Source organism: Caballeronia sp. INML3B (genome assembly GCF_023631305.1).
Lineage (GTDB): Bacteria > Pseudomonadota > Gammaproteobacteria > Burkholderiales > Burkholderiaceae > Caballeronia > Caballeronia turbans.
Map to the genome: position 1 here is coordinate 39,318 of NZ_JALQDI010000036.1, position 21,652 is coordinate 60,969.

At 63.8% G+C, this 21,652-nt stretch carries 23 protein-coding genes and 1 pseudogene; 19 read left to right on the plus strand and 5 right to left on the minus strand.

Annotated features, from left to right (window positions below; translation table 11 throughout):
* Window positions 1-4: 4 nt before the first annotated feature.
* A complete protein-coding gene (locus NCS58_RS14175) occupies window positions 5-931 on the plus strand; it encodes a LysR substrate-binding domain-containing protein (protein ID WP_061120820.1) in 927 nt (308 codons plus the stop codon).
* 7 nt (window positions 932-938) lie between these two features.
* Here NCS58_RS14175 and NCS58_RS14180 read toward each other — a convergent pair whose 3' ends face one another.
* Window positions 939-2,093 (minus strand): branched-chain amino acid ABC transporter substrate-binding protein, encoded by a 1,155-nt coding sequence (locus tag NCS58_RS14180; protein ID WP_061120821.1) that lies wholly within the window; start codon window positions 2,091-2,093, stop codon window positions 939-941.
* A 367-nt stretch (window positions 2,094-2,460) separates the two neighbouring features.
* On the opposite strand from NCS58_RS14180, the gene NCS58_RS14185 reads away from it, so the two are divergent.
* The 3 genes from NCS58_RS14185 (at window position 2,461) to NCS58_RS14195 (ending at window position 4,883) form a co-directional block, all read left to right on the plus strand.
* The gene (locus NCS58_RS14185; protein WP_061120822.1) at window positions 2,461-2,889 is read left to right on the plus strand and encodes a MarR family winged helix-turn-helix transcriptional regulator; all 429 of its coding nucleotides are present in this window, start codon (window positions 2,461-2,463) and stop codon (window positions 2,887-2,889) included.
* A gap of 79 nt (window positions 2,890-2,968) precedes the next feature.
* On the plus strand, window positions 2,969-3,676 hold the full coding sequence (locus NCS58_RS14190; protein ID WP_061120859.1) for an SDR family oxidoreductase: 708 nt from the start codon (window positions 2,969-2,971) through the stop codon (window positions 3,674-3,676).
* Between the two features lie 13 nt (window positions 3,677-3,689).
* Window positions 3,690-4,883 carry a thiolase family protein gene (locus tag NCS58_RS14195; RefSeq protein WP_061120823.1) on the plus strand — a complete coding sequence of 398 codons (1,194 nt, stop codon included), beginning with the start codon at window positions 3,690-3,692 and terminating at the stop codon, window positions 4,881-4,883.
* 46 nt (window positions 4,884-4,929) lie between these two features.
* Here the strand turns inward: NCS58_RS14195 and NCS58_RS14200 are convergent, their stop codons facing one another.
* A complete protein-coding gene (locus NCS58_RS14200) occupies window positions 4,930-5,346 on the minus strand; it encodes a YciI family protein (protein WP_061120824.1) in 417 nt (138 codons plus the stop codon).
* 205 nt (window positions 5,347-5,551) lie between these two features.
* Between NCS58_RS14200 and NCS58_RS14205 the strand changes: the two genes are divergently transcribed.
* Genes NCS58_RS14205 through NCS58_RS14230 form a run of 6 tightly spaced genes read left to right on the plus strand, consistent with a single transcriptional unit; the run spans window position 5,552 to window position 12,294 of the window.
* Window positions 5,552-6,571, plus strand: coding sequence for a LacI family DNA-binding transcriptional regulator (locus NCS58_RS14205; protein ID WP_061120825.1), 1,020 nt, complete (start codon window positions 5,552-5,554; stop codon window positions 6,569-6,571).
* Between the two features lie 2 nt (window positions 6,572-6,573).
* Window positions 6,574-8,061 carry a sugar ABC transporter ATP-binding protein gene (locus NCS58_RS14210; protein WP_061120826.1) on the plus strand — a complete coding sequence of 496 codons (1,488 nt, stop codon included), beginning with the start codon at window positions 6,574-6,576 and terminating at the stop codon, window positions 8,059-8,061.
* Complete coding sequence (locus NCS58_RS14215) at window positions 8,042-9,058, plus strand: ABC transporter permease (RefSeq protein WP_061120827.1); 1,017 nt, start codon at window positions 8,042-8,044, stop codon at window positions 9,056-9,058. Before NCS58_RS14210 ends, NCS58_RS14215 begins: the two co-directional genes overlap by 20 nt.
* Window positions 9,059-9,090: 32 nt before the next feature.
* On the plus strand, window positions 9,091-10,056 hold the full coding sequence (locus tag NCS58_RS14220; RefSeq protein ID WP_061120828.1) for a substrate-binding domain-containing protein: 966 nt from the start codon (window positions 9,091-9,093) through the stop codon (window positions 10,054-10,056).
* 46 nt (window positions 10,057-10,102) lie between these two features.
* Window positions 10,103-11,176, plus strand: coding sequence for a sugar phosphate isomerase/epimerase (locus tag NCS58_RS14225; RefSeq protein ID WP_061120829.1), 1,074 nt, complete (start codon window positions 10,103-10,105; stop codon window positions 11,174-11,176).
* Entirely contained in the window at window positions 11,173-12,294 is a 1,122-nt protein-coding gene (locus tag NCS58_RS14230; RefSeq protein WP_061120830.1) for a Gfo/Idh/MocA family protein, read from the plus strand. Before NCS58_RS14225 ends, NCS58_RS14230 begins: the two co-directional genes overlap by 4 nt.
* 124 nt (window positions 12,295-12,418) lie before the next feature.
* Here the strand turns inward: NCS58_RS14230 and NCS58_RS14235 are convergent, their stop codons facing one another.
* The 3 genes and pseudogenes from NCS58_RS14235 to gndA all read right to left on the minus strand — a co-directional run bounded on the left by NCS58_RS14235 (window position 12,419) and on the right by gndA (window position 14,545).
* Window positions 12,419-12,664, minus strand: a complete 246-nt coding sequence (locus NCS58_RS14235; RefSeq protein ID WP_250477265.1) for a DUF1493 family protein — start codon at window positions 12,662-12,664, stop codon at window positions 12,419-12,421.
* A pseudogene (locus tag NCS58_RS34470) lies at window positions 12,665-13,027 on the minus strand (STM2901 family protein). It abuts the gene before it with no gap.
* A 111-nt stretch (window positions 13,028-13,138) separates the two neighbouring features.
* Window positions 13,139-14,545: an NADP-dependent phosphogluconate dehydrogenase gene (gene gndA, locus NCS58_RS14240; protein WP_061120831.1), complete on the minus strand. Its 1,407-nt coding sequence runs from the start codon at window positions 14,543-14,545 to the stop codon at window positions 13,139-13,141.
* A gap of 281 nt (window positions 14,546-14,826) precedes the next feature.
* On the opposite strand from gndA, the gene NCS58_RS14245 reads away from it, so the two are divergent.
* The 9 genes from NCS58_RS14245 (at window position 14,827) to NCS58_RS14285 (ending at window position 21,588) form a co-directional block, all read left to right on the plus strand.
* Window positions 14,827-15,168 carry a hypothetical protein gene (locus NCS58_RS14245; RefSeq protein ID WP_061120860.1) on the plus strand — a complete coding sequence of 114 codons (342 nt, stop codon included), beginning with the start codon at window positions 14,827-14,829 and terminating at the stop codon, window positions 15,166-15,168.
* Window positions 15,169-15,198: 30 nt separating this feature from the next.
* A complete protein-coding gene (gene panE, locus NCS58_RS14250) occupies window positions 15,199-16,134 on the plus strand; it encodes a 2-dehydropantoate 2-reductase (protein WP_061120832.1) in 936 nt (311 codons plus the stop codon).
* A 420-nt stretch (window positions 16,135-16,554) separates the two neighbouring features.
* Window positions 16,555-16,905 carry a hypothetical protein gene (locus tag NCS58_RS14255; protein WP_143756420.1) on the plus strand — a complete coding sequence of 117 codons (351 nt, stop codon included), beginning with the start codon at window positions 16,555-16,557 and terminating at the stop codon, window positions 16,903-16,905.
* Between the two features lie 70 nt (window positions 16,906-16,975).
* Window positions 16,976-17,536: a hypothetical protein gene (locus NCS58_RS14260; protein WP_061120834.1), complete on the plus strand. Its 561-nt coding sequence runs from the start codon at window positions 16,976-16,978 to the stop codon at window positions 17,534-17,536.
* Window positions 17,537-17,625: 89 nt separating this feature from the next.
* Window positions 17,626-17,964 carry a thioredoxin family protein gene (locus NCS58_RS14265; protein WP_061120835.1) on the plus strand — a complete coding sequence of 113 codons (339 nt, stop codon included), beginning with the start codon at window positions 17,626-17,628 and terminating at the stop codon, window positions 17,962-17,964.
* An 86-nt stretch (window positions 17,965-18,050) separates the two neighbouring features.
* A complete protein-coding gene (locus NCS58_RS14270) occupies window positions 18,051-18,755 on the plus strand; it encodes a FadR/GntR family transcriptional regulator (protein ID WP_061120836.1) in 705 nt (234 codons plus the stop codon).
* 21 nt (window positions 18,756-18,776) lie between these two features.
* Window positions 18,777-19,673, plus strand: a complete 897-nt coding sequence (gene ltnD / locus NCS58_RS14275; protein ID WP_061120837.1) for an L-threonate dehydrogenase — start codon at window positions 18,777-18,779, stop codon at window positions 19,671-19,673.
* Window positions 19,670-20,947 (plus strand): 3-oxo-tetronate kinase, encoded by a 1,278-nt coding sequence (otnK, locus tag NCS58_RS14280; RefSeq protein WP_061120838.1) that lies wholly within the window; start codon window positions 19,670-19,672, stop codon window positions 20,945-20,947. The genes ltnD and otnK overlap by 4 nt, the downstream gene beginning before the upstream one ends.
* Window positions 20,947-21,588 carry an aldolase gene (locus NCS58_RS14285; protein ID WP_061120839.1) on the plus strand — a complete coding sequence of 214 codons (642 nt, stop codon included), beginning with the start codon at window positions 20,947-20,949 and terminating at the stop codon, window positions 21,586-21,588. Before otnK ends, NCS58_RS14285 begins: the two co-directional genes overlap by 1 nt.
* Window positions 21,589-21,652: the final 64 nt, after the last annotated feature.

The following is a 21,652-nucleotide window of genomic DNA, read 5'->3' on the forward strand; positions in this document are numbered from 1 at the left end:
TCCGATGAAACAGCTCCCCTCCCTCGACCTGCTCAAGACCTTTCTCGTGGTCGCGCAGAAGCTGAATTTCACGCGCGCCGCCGAGGTGCTGAACGTGACACAAGGCGCGGTCAGCCGCCAGATTGCGGGACTCGAGGCGCATCTCGGCTACGCGCTTTTCACGCGGCAGGCGCGCGGGCTCGCGTTGACGCAGCACGGCGCGCTGCTCGTCGCGCCCTTGCAACAGGCGTTCGCGCATATCGACGATGCGCTCGCGAAAGGCGGCGCGCAATCCGGCATTCTGCGCGTGAAGTGCCCGACCTGCGCGATGCGCTGGGTGCTCCCGCGCGTCATCCGCTTGCAGAATGAGCGCCCGGAGCTGGTGGTGGAGGTGACGGCGTCGGTGTCGCACGGCGTCGAGTTCGGCGCGGAGGCGTTCGATGCGGCGATCGTGTTCGGCGCCGCGCCGTCGCTCAGAGGCGTGGTGTCGCATCATCTTTTCGATGAAGTGCTGACGCCCGTCTGCGCGCCCGAATTGTGGAAGCCGAAAAAGCACGCCGCGCCCGCGCCCGACGATCTCGCCGGCAAGACGCTTCTGCATCCCACGCGAGACCGCCGCGACTGGCTTCTGTGGCTCGGCGCCTACGGCTATGCGGGCCTGCCGTCGACGAAAGCGCAGCATTTCGACACGCTCGATCTGGCGATGTCGTCGGCGATGCAGGGTCTGGGCGTGACGATCGGCGATGTCTCGCTGATCGAGGAAGATTTGCGCGCGAAGCGCGTGATCGCGCCGTTCCCGCTGTGCGTGACGAGCGGCGCGGCGTATTACCTCGCGTATCCGGAGCGGCCCGCGCCGTCGCCCGCATTGCAGCAATTCGCGCAATGGCTGGGCGACGAGGCGGCGAAAACGCGCGCGGGACTTCAGGCGCGGACGCACGCGGCGCCGGCCTGAAGCATCGTTACATGCCGTGCTTGGTGACGACCGACGCCCACTGTCCGTTCTTCACCTGATACAGCGTCGACGATGCGTTCTTCAGCGCGCCGTTGCTGTCGAACGCGATCGGCCCGGTGATGCCCTGGAACGTGTTCGTTTTCAGCACGGGCCGGTACACGTTCGGATCGATGGAATTGGCCTTCTGCATCGCGTTGATCGCGGCCCATGCGGCGTCGTAGCCAAACGGCGCATACGAGAGAATCGCGACGCCGAAGCGCTTCTGGAACTTGTCGCTGAACGCCTTGCCTTCGGGCAGCTTGTCGAGCGGGCTGCCGTATTCCCACGCCTGCGCGCCCTCGGCGGCATCGCCCGCGAGCTTGAGGAAATCGGCGTCCATCACGCCGCCGCCGCCGACGAACTGCGCGTTCATGCCGAGCTGCTTCATCCGCTTGACGACTGCCGCCGCCTGGCGGTCGAGGCCGCCGAAGAAGATCAGATCGGCGTTGGCGGCCTTGATGCGCGTGAGCTGCGCGCTGAAATCGACGGTCTGATTGTCGCTGTACTCGCGCGTGACGATCGTGCCGCCTTTCGCCTTCACTGCCTTCTCGAACTCGTCGGCTTCGCCCTGACCGAAGGCCGTGCGATCGTCGATGATCGCAATGCGCTTCGCCTTCGTCGTCGTCACTGCATACGCGCCGGCGTTGCCCGCGTTTTGCGCGTCGCTCGAAATCACGGTGAACATGTTCTCCAGGCCGCGTGTCGTGATGGTCGGATTGGTCGCGGCGGGGTCGATCGTCGGGATGCCGGCGCTGTTGTAGATCGGCGAGGCGGGCAGCGTCGTGCCCGAATTGAAGTGCCCGACGACGACTACCACGCCATCATCGACGAGCTTCTGCGCCGCCTGAACGCCGACGCGCGGGTCGGCCTGGTCGTCTTCCGCGCGGATCTCGAACTTCGCCGTCTTGCCGCCGATCATGATCTTCTTCGCGTTGGCTTCGTCGAGCGCGAGCTGCACGCCGTTCTGGAGGTCTTTCCCGTAACCCGCGTTCGCGCCGGTCAGCGGCGCGGCAAAACCCACTTTCACCGGCAGTTCGTCGGCGCTCGCGGCGAAGGGCGCGGCGGCGAAGGTGGCCGCGGCGCATGCCACGAGCCATGCCAAAGGTTTGGTACGGATGCGCATGGTTTTCCTCTCCCTTTTGATTTGGCAATCGAATGGAACACGACCGGTCCAGTGCCGGCAAGACGGACTTGCCCTCGACGGCCGGCAATCCGGCGATGAAAGCAGCCGCTTCGCGCGCGGCCCGGCACAGGCAGCGGACATGCGCAATGTAGAAAGCCAATTTCGCCGCGTCTTGGTGTTAAGTCGCGCGTCCGATGCGGATTTCGGCACAGGCCCGATGTGCCGCGATCGCAAGCCGGGGGCGGCTCGGCGCGTTTCGGCACCGCGCGGCGAACGACGATTCCCGACCATCGCCGGGCGGCGCCTATCGCAACGATCGATATTCCCTTGCTTGACAAAGTGCATATGCACTCATATCCTGCTCGACATGACTTCCCACTCTTCTCCTCTCGACTGCAACTGTTTCGCTATCCGCCAGGCGGCGCGTTATGTGTCGCAGATGTACGAGCGGCACCTGAACGTGGTCGGCATCACGGCGGCGCAGTTCACGATTCTCGCGGCGATCGGGCGCAGGCCCGGCGTGCAGATGGCCGAGCTCGCCGAGTCGATGGTGATGGACCGCACCACGCTCGTGCGCGCGCTCAAGCCCTTGCAGCGCGACGGCCTCGTCGAAGCGGCGCAGGAATCCGCCAGCTCGCGCGCGGTCGGTCTGCGGCTGACGGCATCCGGCAAGGACACGCTCGTCAAGGCATCGGCGCAATGGCGTGTCGCGCAGGCGGAATTCGAAGCGAAGTTCGGCGAAAAGCGCGCGAAGGCATTGCGTCAATCGCTGTTCGAACTGACGACGATGGAGTGAGCGGCATCGACCAGGCTCGCCGGGCGCGGGCCTTTTTCGTATCGTATTAGTGCATATGCACAGTTTGATGGAGCACATCATGCAGATCAAAGGAAAAGTCGTTCTCGTCACCGGCGCCAATCGCGGCCTCGGCAAGCAATTCGCAAAGTCGCTGCTCGAAGCGGGCGCGGCGAAGGTCTACGCCGCCGCTCGCGATCCGAAGAGCGTCGATATTCCCGGCGTCGAAGCGATCCGCCTCGACGTGACCAACGCGGCCGACATCGCCGAAGCGGCCGCGACTTATAGCGACGTGCAGGTGATCGTCAACAACGCGGGCGCGACGACGCGCGGCCTGCTCGTCGATCCGGCATCGACGCAAGGCATCCGCGATCTGCTCGAGATCAACACGTTCGGCCCGATCGCGCTCACGCAGGCGTTCGCGCCCGTTCTGAAGAGGAACGGCGGCGGCGCGGTCGTCAACATTCTGTCGGTGCTGAGCTGGGTTTCGTTGCCGGCGGGCGGCGCGTATCACATTTCGAAGGCGGCGGCGTGGGCGGCCACCAACGCATTGCGCGAGGAATTGCGCGAGCAGGGCACGCTCGTCGTGGCGGCGCATCCCGGCTACATCGACACCGACATGACGGCGCAGGTCACCGCGCCGAAGTCGACGCCGGCGCATGTGGTGAACGAAGTGCTCGCCGCGCTGGAAAAGAACCAGGAAGAAGTGCTCGTCGATGACACCGGGCGCGACGTCAAGCGTTCGCTCTCCACCGACACGCCGATCTATCTCACCGGCATCCCACGCTAAGCGAGGCACCGCCATGTTTGCGCAAGACATCGTTTTGTCTCATCCGGTGCGCACGGCGATCGGCGCGTTCAACGGCGCGCTCAAGGACACGCCCGCCGTCGATCTCGGCGCGGCGGCGATCGCGGAAACGCTGCGGCGGGCGGGCAGCGCGCTCGATCCCGCGTCGATCGACTCGGTCGTGTTCGGCAACGTGATCCAGGCGGGCAACCGCATGAATCCGGCGCGGCAGGCGTCGGTCGGCGGCGGCGTGCCCGTCTCCGTGCCCGCGCTGAGCGTCAATCGCGTGTGCGGCTCGGGCGCGCAAGCCATTGCGACAGCCGCGACCGAGATCGCGGCGGGCATCGCCAGGCTCGCGGTCGCGGGCGGCATGGAGAACATGGATCGCGCGCCGTATCTGCTCGACGGCGGGCGCCGCGGCTATCGCATGGGTAACGCGCAGATCTACGACAGCATGCTGCGCGACGGCCTCGTCGATGCGTTTTCCGGCGAGCATTCGGGCTGGCACACCGAAGACCTCGTGACGAAGCTGGATATCACGCGTGAAGCGCAGGACCGCTGGGCCGAGCGTTCGCAACAGTTGTTCGCGGCCGCGCAGCAGGACGGCGCGTTCGATGCGGAAATCGTCGGCGTCGATGTGAAGGCGGGCCGGGAAACCGTCACGTTCGCGCGCGACGAGCAGCCGCGCCCCGACACGAGTCTCGCGACGCTCGCCAGACTGCGCCCGGCGTTTCGTCCCGACGGCACGATCACGGCGGGCAATGCGCCGGGGCTGAACAGCGGCGCGTCGGCGATGATCGTGACGAGCCGCAAGGAAGCCGATGCGCGCGGTATCGAACCGTTCGTGCGGCTCGCGGCGTTCGGCGTGGCGGCGGTCGAACCGGGCATGTTCGGGCTCGGGCCGGTGCCTGCGGTGCAGCAGGCGTTGCAGCGCGCGGGATGGAACCTCGCCGATGTGGAGCGCTTCGAGATCAACGAAGCCTTCGCGGCGGTGCCGATCGCCGTGGCGAGGACGCTCGGCGTGCCGGACGATATCGTCAACGTGGAGGGCGGCGCGATTGCGCACGGGCATCCGATCGGCGCGACCGGCGCGGTGCTCACGACGCGTCTCGCGCACGCAATGCGCCGTGACGGCGTGAAGCGCGCGATCGTCACGTTGTGCATCGGCGGCGGGCAGGGCATTGCGCTCGCGCTGGAGCGCCTGATCTGAGCGTCGTGACGTGAGCGGGGCCGGCACGATCGGGGCCGGCTCTCGCTCATTTCCTGACCGCTTTCTGCATCTCGTCGAACCCCGCCGCGGCTGCCTTCACGTCCGGCGGGAAATCCTCCATCTCCTGTACCTGCCGCACTTCGATCATCTCGTTCTCCGATCCGGGACAACGCTTGGCCCATTCGATCGCTTCCTCGCGCGACTTCACCTGGATCATCCAGTAGCCGCCGAGCACTTCTTTCGCCTCGGCGAACGGTCCGTCGGTGACGCGCGGCTTGCCGCCTTCGAACGTGACGCGCGCGCCCATCGACGGCGGATGCAGTCCGTCGAGCGCGAGCAGCACGCCGGCCTTCTGCAATTCCTCGTTGTACTTCATCATGGCGGCGACGGCTTCCGCACTCGGCATCGCGCCCGGCTCCGCGCTTTCGTAGCCGCGCGGGATCATCAGCATCATGAATCGCATGTGGATTGCTCCTTCAAAAGAGTGTATTGGTGTCGAGCGTGATCGGCCCGCTCACACCTTACGACGCGCAACCCTGCAAGGGATCGACACATGCCCGTGGATTTCTGTCTTAAGCGTTTGTCCCTAGTCGATTGCTGTTGCCATTGCGCTCGTACGATCAAATAATGTAATCCATTACATCTCGATCGCCGCGAGCGACGCCGCAATGTCAGATACGGTTCGTCCACGTGAGGAAGTATCGATTGCCGACGTCGCCGAGCGCGCGGGCGTGTCGGTGGCCACCGTTTCGCGCGTGCTTAACGGCCACACGAACGTTCGCGAGGCGACGCGAGAAAAAGTCCGCGAAGCGGTCGCGCTGAGCGGCTATCGCATCAACGAGCTCGCGCGCAATCTGCGCACGGCGGAAAGCCGCCTGCTGCTCACGATGGTCCCCGACTTCGGCAACCCGTTCTATGCGGCGATCGTGCGCGGCATCGACAGCGTCGCGCGCCAGAACGGCTACTTCATGCTGCTGTGCGACACCGGTGCGGACCCGCTACGCGAGCGCAGCTATTTCGATCTTCTGCGCGGACGCCGCGCCGATGGCGCGATCTGCCTCGATCCTGCCGCCGTGCAAAAGGCGCTCGCCGAAGAAGCGTCGGCGCTGCCGTGGGTCGCGTGCTGCGAGTTCGATCCGGCGGCGGGCGTGCCGTATGTCGGCATCGACAATCATCTCGCGGCAGGCGACGTCGTGCGCTATCTGACGGCCAAGGGTCATCGGCGCATCGCGCTCATCAACTCGGGACAGGGCTATCTGTACGGGCGTCAACGCCTCGCGGGTTATCGCGACGCGCTGAAGGACGCGGGCATCGAGCCGCGTGCGGAGTGGCTGATCGAGCTCGACAGTCTCGACTACGACGCCGGCGAACGCGCGGCCGTGCAACTGGCTTCACTCGGCGATGCAAGGCCGACCGCCGCCTTCGCCGTCTCCGATACGCTCGCCATCGGCGTGATGAACGGCTTTCGCGGCGTGGGGCTCGCGGTGCCGGACGATGTCGCGGTCGTGGGCTTCGACGATATCGCCGTCGCCGCGCATGTCTATCCGCCCCTGACGACCGTGTCGCAACCGATGCAACTGCTCGGCGAAACCGCCGCTGAACTCTTGCTCAAGCGCCTGCGCGATCCGCGCGCCGAAGTGCCGGGCGTGCTGCTGCCGCATCGGCTGATTCAAAGAAGGAGCGCGTGACGATGAGCCTCGCCGTGCGCTTTCAGGGCATCGAAAAACAGTTCGGGCCGGTGCGCGTGCTGCACGGCGTCACCTTCGATATCGCGCCGGGGCGCATCCATGGATTGCTCGGCGAAAACGGCGCGGGCAAATCCACGCTGATGAAGATCCTCGCGGGCTACGAGCGCGCGAACGCGGGCGAGCTGTATATCGACGAACGCGTGCGCGACTTCGCGAGTTCACGCGAGGCCGAACACGCGGGGATCGTGCTGATTCACCAGGAACTCAATCTCGCGGATCATTTGAGCATCACGCAGAACATGTTCCTCGGCCACGAGCTGAAGAAAGGCCTTTTCCTCGACGAACCGGCGATGCGCGAAGCCGCGCGTGCGCGACTGAACGACGTCGGCCTGCACAAGAATCCGGATACGAAGGTGCGCGACCTGATCGTCGCGGAGAAGCAGCTCGTCGAGATCGCGAAGGCGATGCTGCGCGACGCGCGGCTGCTCATCATGGACGAGCCGACCGCGACGCTGACGCCATCGGAGACACAGCGTCTGTTCAGCCTCATGGCGCGCCTGAAGGATGCGGGCACGACCATCGTGTATATCTCGCACAAGCTCGACGAAGTGGAGCGCGTGACCGACGAAGTGATCGTGATGCGCGACGGCCGCTTCGTCGCGCGCGCGCCGACCGAGGAGCTCACGCGCCAGCAGATGGCCAATCTGATGGTCGGCCGCGAAGTCTCCGACATGTTTCCCGACAAGCCACCGCTGACCGACGACGCGCCGGTCGCATTCGAGGTCGAAGGCGCATCGGTTCCGGGCTGGGCGAACGGCATCGGCTTTTCGGTGCGCAAAGGCGAAGTGTTCGGCTTCGCGGGACTCGTCGGCGCGGGACGAACGGAGTTGTTCGAGGCACTCGTCGGCTTGCGGCCGTTGAGCGCGGGACACGTCGTGATCGACGGCAAGACCGTCAGCCTGACGAGCCCGCGCGAAGCGATGAAGCAGGGCCTCACGTACCTGAGCGAGGATAGAAAAGGACGCGGACTGCACGTCGACATGGCGCTCAAGGACAACCTGACGATGATGACGCTGGAGCGCTATGCGCATCCGTTCATCGACATGCACGCCGAACGCGACGCGTTGAAGAAAGCCGTGAACGATTTCGGCATTCGCACGGGGAACACGTCGATTCGCGCGCGCATGCTGTCGGGCGGCAACCAGCAGAAGCTCGCGCTCGCGAAGTTCCTGAATCCCGATCCGCGCGTGATCGTGCTCGACGAACCGACACGCGGCGTGGATGTCGGCGCCAAGCGCGACATCTATTTCCTGATTCACCGGCTGGCCGCCGAGGGCCGCGCGGTGATCGTGATTTCATCCGAGCTGATCGAGCTGATCGGCTTGTGTCATCGCGTCGCGGTGATGCGCGCGGGCGAGCTCGTCGCGACGCTCGGCATGGATCTTTTGACCGAAGAGAGGTTGATCGCGCATGCGACCGGCACACACTGAAGACATCGACAGCGAGAGCCGTCTTTCCGCCGCCGCGCGCTTTCTGTTCGGCGTCGGGCCGCTGATCGGGCTGATCGCGCTGTGCGTCGGCGGCACGTTGCTCAACGGCGACTTCGCCACCCTCGACAACGCGATGAACGTGCTCACGCGCACATCGTTCATCGGCATCATCGCGGTGGGCATGACCTTCGTGATCATCTCGGGCGGCATCGACCTGTCGGTCGGGTCGATGGCCGCGCTGATCGCGGGCAGCATGATCTACATGATGAACGCGCTCATGCAGGGCTTTCACGGGCACGCGGTGCCGCCGCTCTTGATCATCGCGCTCGGCGTCGTGCTCGCGCTCGTGCTGGGCGGGCTGTTCGGCTTCGCGCACGGCGTGCTGGTGACGAAGGGGCGCATCGAGCCGTTCATTGTCACGCTCGGCACGCTCGGCATTTTTCGCGCGCTGCTCACATGGCTCGCGGACGGCGGCGCGCTCACGCTGGACAACTCGCTCGTCGATCTCTACGGGCCGGTCTATTACGCGAGCCTCTTCGGTGTGCCGGTGCCGATATGGATCTTCCTGATCGTCGCGGCGGGCGGCGCCGTCGTGCTCAATCGGACGGTGTATGGACGGCATGTGCAGGCGATCGGTTCGAGCGAGCAGGTCGCGCGTTATGCGGCCATTCGCGTGGATCGCGTGAAGATCGTCACCTATGTGCTGCTCGGCTTGTGCGTTGCCGTCGCGACGATTCTGTACGTGCCGCGCCTCGGCTCCGCCACGCCGACGACGGGCCTCCTCTGGGAGCTCGAAGCGATCGCGTCCGTCGTGGTCGGCGGCACTGCGCTGAAAGGCGGCGAAGGGCGCGTGATCGGCACCGTCATCGGCGCGATTCTGCTTTCGGTCATCAACAACATCCTGAACCTGACGAGCATCATCAGCGTGTATCTGAACGCGGCGGTGCAGGGCGCCGTGATCATCCTCGTAGCATTTTTGCAGCGCGGTCGTCGTTAGCCGGAATATCCACAAGACAAGGAGACTTCGTCATGAAGAACATGCTTCGCGCGCTCGGCGCGCTCACGCTTGCGGCGAGTGCGTTCGCCGCCTCATTGCCGTGCGCTCACGCCGCCGACAAGGTCGTGCTCGGTGTCGCCATTCCGACCGCGGATCACGGCTTCACGGGCGGCATCGTGTGGTGGGCCAACGAAGCGAAGAAGGAGCTGGAAAAGGCGCACCCGGACCTGAAGGTCATCGTGAAGACCGCCGGCACCGCGCCCGAGCAGGCGAACCAGTTGCAGGACCTCGTGACCGTCAACAAGATCAATGCGCTCGTGATTTTCCCGCAGGAATCGGCTTCGCTCACGCAACCTGTCGCGCAGGTGAAGAAGAAGGGCGTCTATGTGACGGTGGTCGATCGCGGTCTCACCGACCCCAGCGCGCAGGATGCCTATGTCGCCGGCGACAACACCGCATTCGGCAAGATTCCCGCGGAATACATCGCGAAGACGCTGAACGGCAAGGGCGACATCGTCGCGCTGCGCGGCATTCCGACGACCCTCGACAACGAGCGCTGGACCGCGTTCGAAGGTGTGATCAAGCAGCATCCGGACATGAAGATTCTCGACGCCAAGTACGCGAACTGGAACCGCGACGATGCCTTCAAGGTGATGCAGGACTATCTCACGCGCTTCAAGCACATCGACGCCGTCTGGGCCGCCGACGACGACATGATGGTCGGCGTGCTGAAGGCGATCGATCAGGCGAAGCGCACGGACGTCAAGATCGTTTTCGGCGGCGCCGGATCGAAGGAAGCCGTGAAGCGCATCATGGACGGCGACAAGCGCGTGCAGGCCGACGTGTCGTACTCGCCGAAGTTCATCTATGACGCGATCAAGCTGACCGCCGAGGCGCGCCTCAAGGGCGACAAGCTGCCGCCGACGACCATCATCCCGTCGGTGCTCATCACGAAGGACAACGCCAAGCAGTTCTATTTCCCGAACTCGCCGTTCTGATGTGCGAAGGCCGTTCACCCGGCCTTCTTTCTCCTAGAGGCGAAAGATGAAGACCATCAAAGGGCCGGCGATATTTCTCGCGCAGTTCATGGGCGAAGAGCCGCCGTTCGATACGTTGGAGAACCTCGCGTCGTGGGCGGCTTCGCTCGGTTATCAAGGCATCCAGGTGCCCGCCGATCCGCGCCTGATCGATCTGGAAAAAGCCGCCTCGAGCGATGCCTATTGCGACGACATCCGCCGCACGGTGGACGATGCGGGCGTGGCGATCACCGAATTGTCCACGCATCTGCAAGGCCAGTTGGTCGCGGTGCATCCGGCGTACGACACGCTGTTCGACGGGTTCGCCGCACCGCACGTGCGGGGCAATCCGGCGGCGCGCACGCAATGGGCGATATCGCAATTGAAGCTCGCGGCGGCGGCGTCGAAGCGTCTTGGCCTGAGCGCGCACGTGACGTTTTCGGGCGCGCTCGCGTGGCCCTATGTCTATCCGTGGCCGCAGCGTCCGGCGGGTCTCGTCGAAGCCGCGTTCGAGGAACTCGCGAAACGGTGGCGCCCGATTCTCGACGAGTTCGATCGCGCGGGCATCGACGTGTGCTACGAACTGCATCCGGGCGAGGACTTGCACGACGGCGTCACGTTCGAGCGCTTTCTCGCGGCGGTGGACGATCATCCGCGCGCCAACATCCTGTTCGATCCGAGTCACTTCGTGCTGCAGCAACTCGATTACCTCGCGTTCATCGACATCTATCACGCGCGCATCAAGGCATTTCATGTGAAGGACGCGGAGTTCCGGCCGAATGGAAAGCAGGGCGTGTACGGTGGCTATTCGGGATGGACCGATCGCGCGGGACGTTTCCGTTCGCTGGGCGATGGCCAGATCGACTTCAAGGCAATCTTCTCGAAGATGGCGCAATACGATTTTCCCGGCTGGGCCGTGCTCGAGTGGGAATGCGCGTTGAAGCATCCGGAAGACGGCGCGCGCGAGGGCGCCGTGTTCATTCGAGATCACATCATCCGCGTGGCCGAGCGTGCATTCGATGACTTCGCGGGCAGCGGCGCGAGCCGCGAGCAGATGCGCGGTGTGCTCGGGATCGGAGACCAGGCGGGAGAGACGCGATGAACCGCGTGCGGCTGGGCATGGTCGGCGGCGGCGAGGGCGCGTTCATCGGCGCGGTGCATCGCATCGCGGCGCGGCTCGATGATCGCTATGAACTCGTCGCGGGCGCGTTGTCGTCGGATGCGCGGCGTGCGGCGTCGAGTGCGGCGGCGATCGGGCTTGCGCGCAGTTACGACGATTATCGCGAGATGGCGCGCGTCGAGGCGGGGCGCTCGGACGGCATCGAGGCGGTGGCGATCGTCACGCCGAATCATCTGCATGCGCCGATCGCGACGGCGTTTCTCGAAGCGGGCATTCACGTGATTTGCGACAAGCCGCTCGCAGTATCGCTCGATGAAGGCGAGGCGCTCGCGAAACTCGCGCGCGAGAAGGATCGCGTGTTCGCGGTGACTTATACCTATACGGGCTATCCGCTGGTGCGTCATGCGCGCGGAATGGTTCGACGCGGCCTGCTCGGCGATATTCGCGTCGTGCAGGTGGAGTATGCGCAGGACTGGCTTTCGCTGCCCGTCGAGACGCAGGCGAACCGCCAGGCGGTGTGGCGCACCGATCCTGCGCTGGCGGGTCCGGCGGGTTGTCTCGGCGATATCGGCACGCACGCGTATCAGCTCGCGGACTACGTGACGGGCATGCGGCCGGCGGAGTTGTCGGCGGAGGTGACGACATTCGTGCCGAATCGCCGTGTGGACGATCACGTGCAGGCGATGTTCCGATATACCGGCGGCGCACGCGGAATGTTGTGGGCGAGCCAGATTGCGGCGGGCGAGGAGAACGCGCTGCGTTTGCGTGTGTATGGGACGAAGGCGGGCATCGCATTCGATCAGCAGAAGCCGAATGAGTTGTGGTTCACGACTATCGGCGGCGCGTCGGAACGGATCACGCGTGGCCGCGTGCAAAGCCCCGAAGCGCAGCATGCGACGCGCGTGCCGGCGGGGCATCCCGAAGGGTATCTGGAAGCGTTCGCGCAGCTTTATACGGATGCGGCGGCGTGCATCGCGAGCGGAACTACGCAAGGGGATGACTGGCTTACGACGGTCGAGGACGGCGTCGCGGGATTGAGGTTCGTGGATGCGGTGTTGAGAAGCAGCGAGAGGAATGCTGAATGGGTGACGCTTGCTTGATTCGGATGCTTTAGTCGATCACCCATTTTCCCCGAATCATCGCTTCCTCCAGCATGCCGAGTGTGAGCTGCCATCCGCCGAGCGTTTCTCGAGCCTCGAGGCTGAAGGGGGACTTGAGTACTGTTCAGAAAAACGCCGGCTTGCTCAACTGAATGAAGGGGTAATAGTGGCCAAGCTGGAATTCGCTCATGTCGACGTCGAATTTCGTTCCCCACTCGCTGAGCAACGCTGAAATCTCCGGTGGATTCAAGTCGAGGTCGTGATACAGATCGGTCTCGGGCGCGAGGCTGTTCTGTCCCAGGAACGGTTTGCCCAGCTTGGCTTCTATGAAGTCGACGAGCCGCTCCCACGCTTCCGGTCGAGCAATCATTTACAGCCGATCCTCGGGTTTCACGATACCGTTGTAAGACTGAACCGATCGAAACAGAATGGTCGATACATCGGTGGCGAGAAGCACCCAGCCGACGCCCGGAATCGCCCTTGCAACGAAGGCTCCCAGATTGCGAGTGAACTTGACGCGCAAAAGGATGTCACCGTCGGCAAAATTCTGTACTTGATGTCGAAGGGCAGCATCGTTCTGGAGACGATCGACGCAACTGACCCAGCAGGGTCATCGCGATGCTCGACAGATCGTCTATGCCGGTCTCTCTGTAAATCTCATCGATTGTGATAAGAAAAACAGCTCGGCGGGCTCTAAATCCGTATGCATGCCGTATTGGTAGCGCTGGCCCATGTTCGTCCGTGAATCATTCATAAGTCGGACGATATTAATTTGGTACATCCGAAAAAACGCGACTCCCGCAAGAGCCGCGTTTCTCAACTCAGAGCCGCAATCGTTACGGAATCACGCCCAATTCGCGTGAAAACTTCCCGCCTTGTCCACGCGTTCGAACGTATGCGCACCGAAGAAATCGCGCTGCGCCTGCACGAGATTCGCGGGCAGCCGCTCGGAGCGATACGCATCGAAATAGGCGATCGCCGATGAAAACGCGGGCACCGGAATGCCCGCCTTCACCGCCGCGACGACCACATCGCGCAATGCGTCCTGATACTTCGCGGCGATATCGCTGAAATACGGATCGAGCAGAAGGTTTGCGAGTTGCGGATTCTTCTCATACGCGTCGGTGATCTTCTGCAGGAAGCGCGCGCGGATGATGCAGCCCGCGCGGAAGATCTTCGCGATCTCGCCGTAATGCAGGTCCCATTTGTACTCTTCCGATGCGGCACGCAACTGCGCAAACCCTTGCGCATACGAAACGATCTTCGACAGATACAACGCGCGCCGCACCGACTCGACGAACGCCGCGCGATCGCCATCGAACTTCGGCGACGGGCCGCTCAAAACCTTGCTCGCCGCCACGCGCTGATCCTTCAGCGAAGACAGCACGCGCGCGAACACCGCTTCGGTGATCAACGGCAGCGGTGCGCCGAGATCGAGCGCATTCTGGCTCGTCCACTTGCCCGTGCCTTTTTGCGCGGCGCGATCGAGAATCACATCGACGAGATCCTTGCCGGTTTCCTCGTCCTTCTTCGAGAAGATCTTCGACGTGATCTCGATCAGGTAGCTGTCCAGCTCGCCCTGATTCCACTCGACGTAGACCTTGCCCAGTTCTTCGTTCGACAGACCGGCGACACGTTTGAGCACGTCATAGCTCTCGGCGATCAGTTGCATGTCGCCGTACTCGATGCCGTTGTGCACCATCTTCACGAAATGGCCCGCGCCGTCCGGACCCATGTAGGCGACACACGGCTCGCCGTCCGGCGCCTTCGCCGCGATCTCGGTGAGGATCGGTGCGACGAGTTCGTAGGCTTCTTTCTGTCCGCCCGGCATGATCGACGGGCCTTTCAGCGCGCCTTCCTCGCCGCCCGACACACCCGTGCCGATGAAATGCAGGCCCGACTTCGCGAGATCCTGATTGCGGCGGATGGTGTCGGTGAAATGCGTGTTGCCGCCGTCGATGAGAATGTCGCCCTTCTCGAGCAGCGGACGCAGCGAAGCGATGGTCTCGTCGGTGCCGGCACCCGCCTTCACCATCATCAGGATGCGGCGCGGCTTTTCGAGCGACTCGACGAACTCTTCGAGCGTGTAGGTCGGCACGAGCTTCTTGTCGGGATGTTCGGCAATCAGTTCGTCGGTTTTGGCGCGGCTGCGGTTGTAGACCGAAACGGCGTGACCGCGGCTCTCGATGTTCAAGGCCAGATTGCGGCCCATGACGGCGAGGCCCACCACGCCGATAGCTTGTTTGCTCATGCTTGATCTCCGGATAACCGAAGCGGACGCGGCTCGTGGCGCGGCTTCGGGATGAAAACGTGTCGATGGGAGCGGCGCTCGCGTGAGAGGTCATCTCAGTCTTGATCGGCGGCTCGACGGGCGGTGCGGCGATCCGATCATCTTGCGCGAGCGCAGACCGCCCCGAATTTACCACTTCGAGCCGCATCCGGCAGGCCGCGCGCCGGACGATCGAGCGCGTTGCGTCACGCAGTCTTAGAATGAACGCCCGCAACGAGCACGCCGCGAAGGCCACCCGAGACATGCCGCCATCCCGGCGCGCGCGCAGCCATCATTACTCCGTCTATGTGATCGAACTGTCCGGCACGGTCTGGAACGAAGCGCGCTTTCGCCGCGCGAATCCGGACTACGTGACCGGCATGCCGTTCGTGTATGTGGGCATGACGGGCATCGATCCCGACGTGCGCTTCGACAAGCACAAGGCGGGCATCCAGTCGAACCGCTTCGTACGCGAGTTCGGGCTGCGGCTTCTGCCGCATCTGTACGACATGTACAACCCGATGCCCTACGACGGCGCGCGCGACATGGAAGTGGAACTGGCGATAGGTTTGCGGGAAGCGGGTTATGGCGTGTGGCAGGCGTAAAGCGGTGCATCAAACCATGAGGAGCGATACATGCGGATTCTGATAGTGGGCGCGGGGGCCATCGGCGGATATTTCGGCGCGCGGCTGCTCGATGCGGGCAGGGACGTGACCTTCCTCGTGCGCGAGCGGCGCGCCGAGCGGCTGCGGCAATGCGGCCTGAAAGTGAAGAGCCCGGAGGGCGATCTCGCGTTCGCCTGTCCGCCGATGGTGCTCGCAAAGGACATCGACCGGCCTTACGACCTCGTGTTGCTGAGCTGCAAGGCTTACGACCTGCGAGGCGCGATCGATTCCTTCGCGCCCGCGGTCGGCCCCGGCACCGCGATCCTGCCGCTTTTGAACGGCATGGGCCATCTCGATGCGCTCGATGCCCGCTTCGATCCGGCGAACGTGCTCGGCGGCCAATGCGTGATCGCCGCGACGCTCGACGCCGAGGGCGAGATCCTGCACCTGAACAAGATGCATTCGATGACCATCGGCGAACGCGCCGGCGGCCGCACAACGCGCATCGACGCGATCGCTGCACAACTCGGCGGCGCGGGCTTCGATCTGGACGTAAGCGGAAACATCCTGCAATCGATGTGGGACAAGTGGGTGTTCCTCGCGACGCTCGCGACGGGAACGTGCCTGATGCGCGCACCCATCGGCGATATTCTCGCGGCACCGGGCGGCGAAGCGCTGCTGTTCCAGCTCTTCGACGAATGCCGCGGCATCGCCGCCGACAACACGCACGCGCCGGGCGAGGCGGTCGTCGCGCGCGCCCGTGCGTTCTTCGCGGAACGCGGCTCGCTGATGACCGCGTCGATGCTGCGCGATCTGGAGAACGGCGCGCCGATCGAGGCGGATCACATCGTCGGGGATCTGCTGGCACGGCGGCGCACCGCTTTCAGCGGTGTGTCGGCGCTCGCGGTGGCTTATGCGCATCTGAAGGCCTACGAGGCACGGCGCGCTCGCATGTCCCGCGCCTGAGCATTACCTGCCACGATTCACGCGCCGCCGAAATGGCGGCGTTGGATTTTTATGTCAGTGACATCTCAAAAAATGACAATTACTAAATTGACTGACATAATTTTCGCTACTAGATTTTGCCTGCGACAAGTCGCGAATATCGGCGCTGATTAATCGTTTTCCTGACCGCATTAGTAATATTAAATAGCTTGTTTATGGCCACGCAACGCCTTTTGGCGATGCGCGCGGACTTTGTTCGCCGTTGAATTTTTACTGGTTGACGCGAATTTGTACGAAAACATGATTAAGAATTTACATACCAAGCGTGATATATGTCAATCAGCGTAAAACTGAGAAGAGCCTTTCAACGAACGATAATCGCCTTGTTCGCATAAACATCCATTTCCCTGAATGGCCAATTACATGTCAGGAGACGTTTAAATGAAAATCAGAAGTTCGCCTGTAATCCCATCGCTCATCTGCCCCGGGGTTCCCCTCGATGGCGCGCAGGCCGGCGTGGTCGTGCGTATCATCGACTCGGATGCGTCGGTGTATGCGAATTACCTCGTTCAGACGGCGGACGGCACGCAATACTGCGGGCAGATGGACGTCCGGCGCCGGCGCAATCGCGATGCGCTGCTGCGGCTCGCGCTGGAATCAGGACGCTCGGTCATGGTTATCGGCGGAATCAACAGTTATGTGAAGGCGGCGATGGTCGGCGCTCCCAGTCATGCGCTTTTTGAATCGACTGGTGGATCGAACCCAAACGACGCGCGTAGCGGGCGCCCGTAAAAAGTCACATGCCGCGTCGCTCCATTATCCGGAGGCGCGCGATTTTGGAATCATGAAAAAAGGATCACGAGTGAGAAACATTGATAGTTCCGTCAACCTCGGCCTTGTGCGAGGCGGCATTCCGCTCACGGGCGTCAAGGGTGGTTTTCTCACCCGCATAATCGATTCGAATGATCTCGAGAACGTTAATTTCGTCATTCGAACCGGAGAGGGCGCGTTATATTGTGGTCAACTGAATATCGTCACTCACGAAAATAGAAACAATCTCCTGATGATGGCGCTGGATTACGGTCTGCCCGTCACACTCTCGGGTGACGATTCGGGAAACATAACCGGCCTCGCCGTTGCGAAGAGTGATTCGCCGATTCCATCCCTGAATTCCGCGTTTCTAAAGTTGCAGGACACGCGTACCGGCACGGTGGTGAGAATCGTCGACAAGGATCCAGGTTCGGCGGTCACCTACGTGCTCCAGACGAGCGACGGCTCGCGATACTGCGCCCAGATGTGGCCCAACAGGGATAACTACGACAACCGAAACAGCCTTTTCATGATGGCGCTGCGGATGAACATTCCGGTCACGATAACGGGCGGCGCCAATCATGAGGTGACTGCGATCGCCGTCGGATCGTAATATCCCTGCTCCCGCGCCCGCTCGCTACGGCGGGTGGGCAAGTTTTCTGCTAGTTTCACCGAAATCACAAGGGAGCAAGGACGAGCGTCATGAGCATGAATATCGAATACGCGAAGACCGCGCCCGAGCGCGCCGAAATCGACGCGCTGAGCGGCCCGATGGTCGTCGAGTTCGGCACCGACTGGTGCGGCTTCTGCCGCGCCGCGCAGCCGCTCATCGCGCAGGCGTTCCAGGGTCATGGCGCGGTGAAGCATATGAAGATCGAAGACGGCAGCGGCCGACCGCTCGGCCGCTCGTTTCGCGTGAAGCTCTGGCCGACGCTCGTCTTCATGCTCGGCGGCAAGGAAGTCGCGCGCCTCGTGCGCCCCGGCGACGTCTCCGAAATACGCGACGCGCTCGCGCTCATCGACGAACCGCTCGCGCAATAGCGTTCCTCCGAGGGTTATTCCTCGGTCAACGCCGCTCCCGAAACTTGTATGATGACCCGATGACTTTACGCGTTCCATCGAGTCGCATGTTCGAGAAGATCCCGCCGCGCGCCCTGTCGGACACGGTCGCGCAGAAATTGCAGAAGCTCATCGAGACCGGCAGCTTCGCCACGACCGGCAAGCTGCCGACCGAAGCCGTGCTCGCGCAGGAATTCGGCGTGAGCCGCACCGTGATCCGCGAAGCCATCTCACGGCTGAAGAACGAAGGCATGGTCGAGCCGCGCCAGGGCAGCGGTGTGTTCATCGTGGAGCGGGCGGGCATCCGGCCGTTGCGCATCGATTACGCGCAGGCCGTCGAGCCGGGCGCGGTCGTCCAGATTCTCGCGCTGCGCCGGGCGATCGAGGCCGAAGTCGCGTCCGAGGCCGCGCTGCGCCGCACCGACGAGCACCTGGCCGCTATCGATGACGCCCTCGGGCGCATCGACGAAGCGGTTCGCGAAGGCAGGGACGGCGTCGCGGAAGACGTCGCGTTCCATCGCGAAATCGCGAACGCGACCGGCAACCCGTACTTCCTGAAAACCCTCACCTTTCTGAATCAGTATCTCGAAGCCGGCACGCTCGTCACGCGCGGCAACGAGGCGCTGCGCGAGGACTTCATGCGTCAGGTGCGCGAGGAGCACGCGGCGATCGTCGAGGCGATCCGCTCGCGCGATTCGGTCGCCGCGCGCAACGCCGCCCAGACCCATCTCATCAACGCCGCGCGCCGCCTGGCGGAAGCGGGCATCTGCTAATTCATCGGGAAGAGAAACGCTATGACGAGAAACGTGGGAGTCATCGGCCTGGGCGCAATGGGCATGGGCGTCGCGCGTTCGTTGCTGCGCGCGGGCTTCGCCGTCCATGCGTACGATGTGAAGAAGCCCGCGCTCGATGCGTTCGCGGCCGAAGGCGGCCTTGCGTGCGCGTCGCCGGCGGAACTGGGCGGCAAGTGCGAGGTCGTGCTGACGGTCGTCGTCAACGCGGCGCAGACGGAGGCTGTGCTGTTCGGTGAGAACGGTGCGCTCGAGGCGATGAAACCCGGCAGCGTCGTGCTCGCATGCGCGACGGTATCGCCGCAATTCGCCGCCGACCTCGGCCGGCGCATCGGGGAAAAAGGCGTGTTGCTGCTCGACGCGCCCCTGTCCGGCGGCGCGGCCAAGGCCAATTCCGGCGACATGACGATGATGACCTCCGGCCCGGCCGACGCCTACGCCGCGTGCGAAGACGTGCTCGGTGCGATTGCGGGCAAGGTCTATCGTCTCGGCGACGCGCACGGCGCGGGCTCGAAGGTGAAGATCATCAATCAACTGCTCGCGGGCGTGCATATCGCCGCGGCCGCCGAAGCGATGGCGCTCGGCCTGCGCGAAGGCGTCGATCCCGATGCGCTCTACGACGTCATCACGCACAGCGCCGGCAACTCGTGGATGTTCGAGAACCGCGTGCCGCACATTCTGGCGGGCGACTACACGCCGCTTTCCGCCGTCGATATTTTCGTGAAGGACCTCGGCCTCGTGCTCGATACGGCGCGCACGTCGAAATTCCCGCTGCCGCTCTCGGCGGCGGCGCACCAGATGTTCATGATGGCGTCCACCGCCGGCCACGGCGGCGAGGACGATTCCGCGGTCATCAAGATTTTTCCGGGCATCGACATCCCGAAGGGAGCGAAGGAATGACGCAGACGGCGCAGACACTGCTCGGCTGTATCGCCGACGATTTCACGGGGGCGACCGATCTCGCCAACATGCTCGTGCGCGGCGGCATGCGCACGGTGCAGACCATTGGCATTCCCGAAGCGGGCACGCTAATCGATGCGGACGCGATCGTCGTCGCGCTGAAATCGCGCACGATTCCCGCCGCCGAGGCCGTGCGCCAGTCGCTCGACGCGCTCGAATGGCTGCGCGCGCAGGGATGCCGCCAGTTCTTCTTCAAGTATTGCTCGACCTTCGATTCCACCGATAAGGGCAACATCGGCCCCGTTTCGGACGCGTTGCTCGATGCGCTGAAGGCAGATTTCACGATCGCCTGCCCCGCGTTTCCCGAGAACGGCCGCACGATCTTTCGCGGCAATCTGTTTGTCGGGGATGTGTTGCTGAACGAGTCGGGCATGGAGAATCATCCGCTCACGCCGATGACCGATCCGAACCTCGTGCGCGTCTTGCAGCGTCAGACGCAATCGAAAGTCGGGCTGATCCGCTACGACACGATCGCCAAGGGCGCGGACGCGATCCGGGCGCGCATCGACGAGTTGAAGAAAGACGGCGTGCGCCTCGCCATCGCCGATGCCATATCCGACGCCGATCTCTACACGCTGGGCGACGCGTGCCGCGAACTTGCGCTCATCACGGGCGGCTCGGGCATCGCGCTCGGGCTTCCGCAAAACTTCCGCGCCGCGAACCTGCTCGCGCATGCGGAACATGCCGCCGATCTGCCGAAAATCGAAGGCAAGTCGGTGGTGCTGGCGGGCAGCGCATCGAAGGCGACGAACGCGCAGGTCGCGCACTGGCGCGAGTCGAAGCCGGGTTTCCGTATCGATCCGCTGGCGCTGTCGCGCGGCGAGCCGGTCGTGCAAAACGCTGTCGAATTCGCGCGCACGCACAACGAGCCTGTGCTCATTTACGCGACTTCGTCGCCCGATGAAGTAAAGGCGGTGCAGAAGGAACTGGGCGTCGAGAAGGCGGGGCAACTGGTCGAAGACGCGCTCGCGTCCATCGCGCGCACGCTGCGCGACGAAGGCTGCGTCAAGTTCGTCGTGGCGGGCGGCGAGACCTCGGGCGCGGTCGTGCAGGCGCTCGATGTGCGCACGCTGCGCATCGGGCCGCAGATCGATCCGGGCGTGCCGGCGACGCAGTCGATCGGCGCGAATGCCGATGAATCGCTGGCCCTCGCGCTCAAGTCCGGCAATTTCGGCGCGACCGATTTCTTCGAGAAGGCGTTGAAGGCACTGTGATGGCATCGAACGAACATTCCATTCGCGAAGAGATCTGCGTCACCGGCAAGAGCCTGTACGAGCGGCGCTATACGGTCGGCAGTGCGGGCAACATCAGCGCGCGGCTCGATGACGGCTGGCTCATCACGCCGACGGATGCGTGCCTTGGCCGCCTCGATCCAAACGACATCGCGAAGGTCGATCTTCAGGGCAATCACGTGTCGGGCGGACGGCCGTCGAAGACGCTCGCGCTGCATCGACGCATCTACGAGAGCAATGCGGATGCGCGCGGCGTGGTGCATACGCATTCGACGCATCTCGTGGCGCTGACGCTGGCGGGCGTCTGGAAGAAGGAAGATGTCCTGCCGCCGATCACGCCGTACTACGTGATGAAGGTGGGCCACGTGCCACTGATCGAATATCGCCGTCCGGGCGATGCGGCCGTGGCGGAGGAAGTGGCGGCGCTGGCGTCGAAGGTGCGCGCGGTGTTGCTGGAGCGCCTTGGGCCGGTGGTGTGGGAGAAATCGGTGTCGCACGCGAGTTACGCGCTGGAGGAGCTGGAGGAGACGGCGCGGCTGTATCTATCGACGATGCCGCGCCCCGAGCCGTTACCGGAAGCGGCGATCGAGGATTTGCGAGCGACATTCAACGCCCGATGGTAAAGAAATGCCGGTCGGCCGCGCAGCGGGCCGGAGCCGTGTGGTGCGGAACCAGTGAGTGAAGCGG

Excerpts from the sequence above, each read along its gene's own strand:
- NCS58_RS14225 (WP_061120829.1), top strand. The coding sequence starts at position 10,103 with ATGAAGACCATCAAAGGGCCGGCGATATTTCTCGCGCAGTTCATGGGC.
- NCS58_RS14180 (WP_061120821.1), bottom strand. The coding sequence starts at position 2,093 with ATGCGCATCCGTACCAAACCTTTGGCATGGCTCGTGGCATGCGCCGCG.
- NCS58_RS14190 (WP_061120859.1), top strand. The coding sequence starts at position 2,969 with ATGCAGATCAAAGGAAAAGTCGTTCTCGTCACCGGCGCCAATCGCGGC.
- NCS58_RS14185 (WP_061120822.1), top strand. The coding sequence starts at position 2,461 with ATGACTTCCCACTCTTCTCCTCTCGACTGCAACTGTTTCGCTATCCGC.
- NCS58_RS14200 (WP_061120824.1), bottom strand. The coding sequence starts at position 5,346 with ATGCGATTCATGATGCTGATGATCCCGCGCGGCTACGAAAGCGCGGAG.
- NCS58_RS14245 (WP_061120860.1), top strand. The coding sequence starts at position 14,827 with ATGCCGCCATCCCGGCGCGCGCGCAGCCATCATTACTCCGTCTATGTG.
- NCS58_RS14205 (WP_061120825.1), top strand. The coding sequence starts at position 5,552 with ATGTCAGATACGGTTCGTCCACGTGAGGAAGTATCGATTGCCGACGTC.
- NCS58_RS14285 (WP_061120839.1), top strand. The coding sequence starts at position 20,947 with ATGGCATCGAACGAACATTCCATTCGCGAAGAGATCTGCGTCACCGGC.
- NCS58_RS14220 (WP_061120828.1), top strand. The coding sequence starts at position 9,091 with ATGAAGAACATGCTTCGCGCGCTCGGCGCGCTCACGCTTGCGGCGAGT.
- NCS58_RS14265 (WP_061120835.1), top strand. The coding sequence starts at position 17,626 with ATGAGCATGAATATCGAATACGCGAAGACCGCGCCCGAGCGCGCCGAA.
- NCS58_RS14230 (WP_061120830.1), top strand. The coding sequence starts at position 11,173 with ATGAACCGCGTGCGGCTGGGCATGGTCGGCGGCGGCGAGGGCGCGTTC.
- NCS58_RS14235 (WP_250477265.1), bottom strand. The coding sequence starts at position 12,664 with ATGATTGCTCGACCGGAAGCGTGGGAGCGGCTCGTCGACTTCATAGAA.
- NCS58_RS14270 (WP_061120836.1), top strand. The coding sequence starts at position 18,051 with ATGTTCGAGAAGATCCCGCCGCGCGCCCTGTCGGACACGGTCGCGCAG.
- NCS58_RS14195 (WP_061120823.1), top strand. The coding sequence starts at position 3,690 with ATGTTTGCGCAAGACATCGTTTTGTCTCATCCGGTGCGCACGGCGATC.
- NCS58_RS14175 (WP_061120820.1), top strand. The coding sequence starts at position 5 with ATGAAACAGCTCCCCTCCCTCGACCTGCTCAAGACCTTTCTCGTGGTC.
- NCS58_RS14215 (WP_061120827.1), top strand. The coding sequence starts at position 8,042 with ATGCGACCGGCACACACTGAAGACATCGACAGCGAGAGCCGTCTTTCC.
- panE (WP_061120832.1), top strand. The coding sequence starts at position 15,199 with ATGCGGATTCTGATAGTGGGCGCGGGGGCCATCGGCGGATATTTCGGC.
- otnK (WP_061120838.1), top strand. The coding sequence starts at position 19,670 with ATGACGCAGACGGCGCAGACACTGCTCGGCTGTATCGCCGACGATTTC.
- gndA (WP_061120831.1), bottom strand. The coding sequence starts at position 14,545 with ATGAGCAAACAAGCTATCGGCGTGGTGGGCCTCGCCGTCATGGGCCGC.
- NCS58_RS14255 (WP_143756420.1), top strand. The coding sequence starts at position 16,555 with ATGAAAATCAGAAGTTCGCCTGTAATCCCATCGCTCATCTGCCCCGGG.
- ltnD (WP_061120837.1), top strand. The coding sequence starts at position 18,777 with ATGACGAGAAACGTGGGAGTCATCGGCCTGGGCGCAATGGGCATGGGC.
- NCS58_RS14210 (WP_061120826.1), top strand. The coding sequence starts at position 6,574 with ATGAGCCTCGCCGTGCGCTTTCAGGGCATCGAAAAACAGTTCGGGCCG.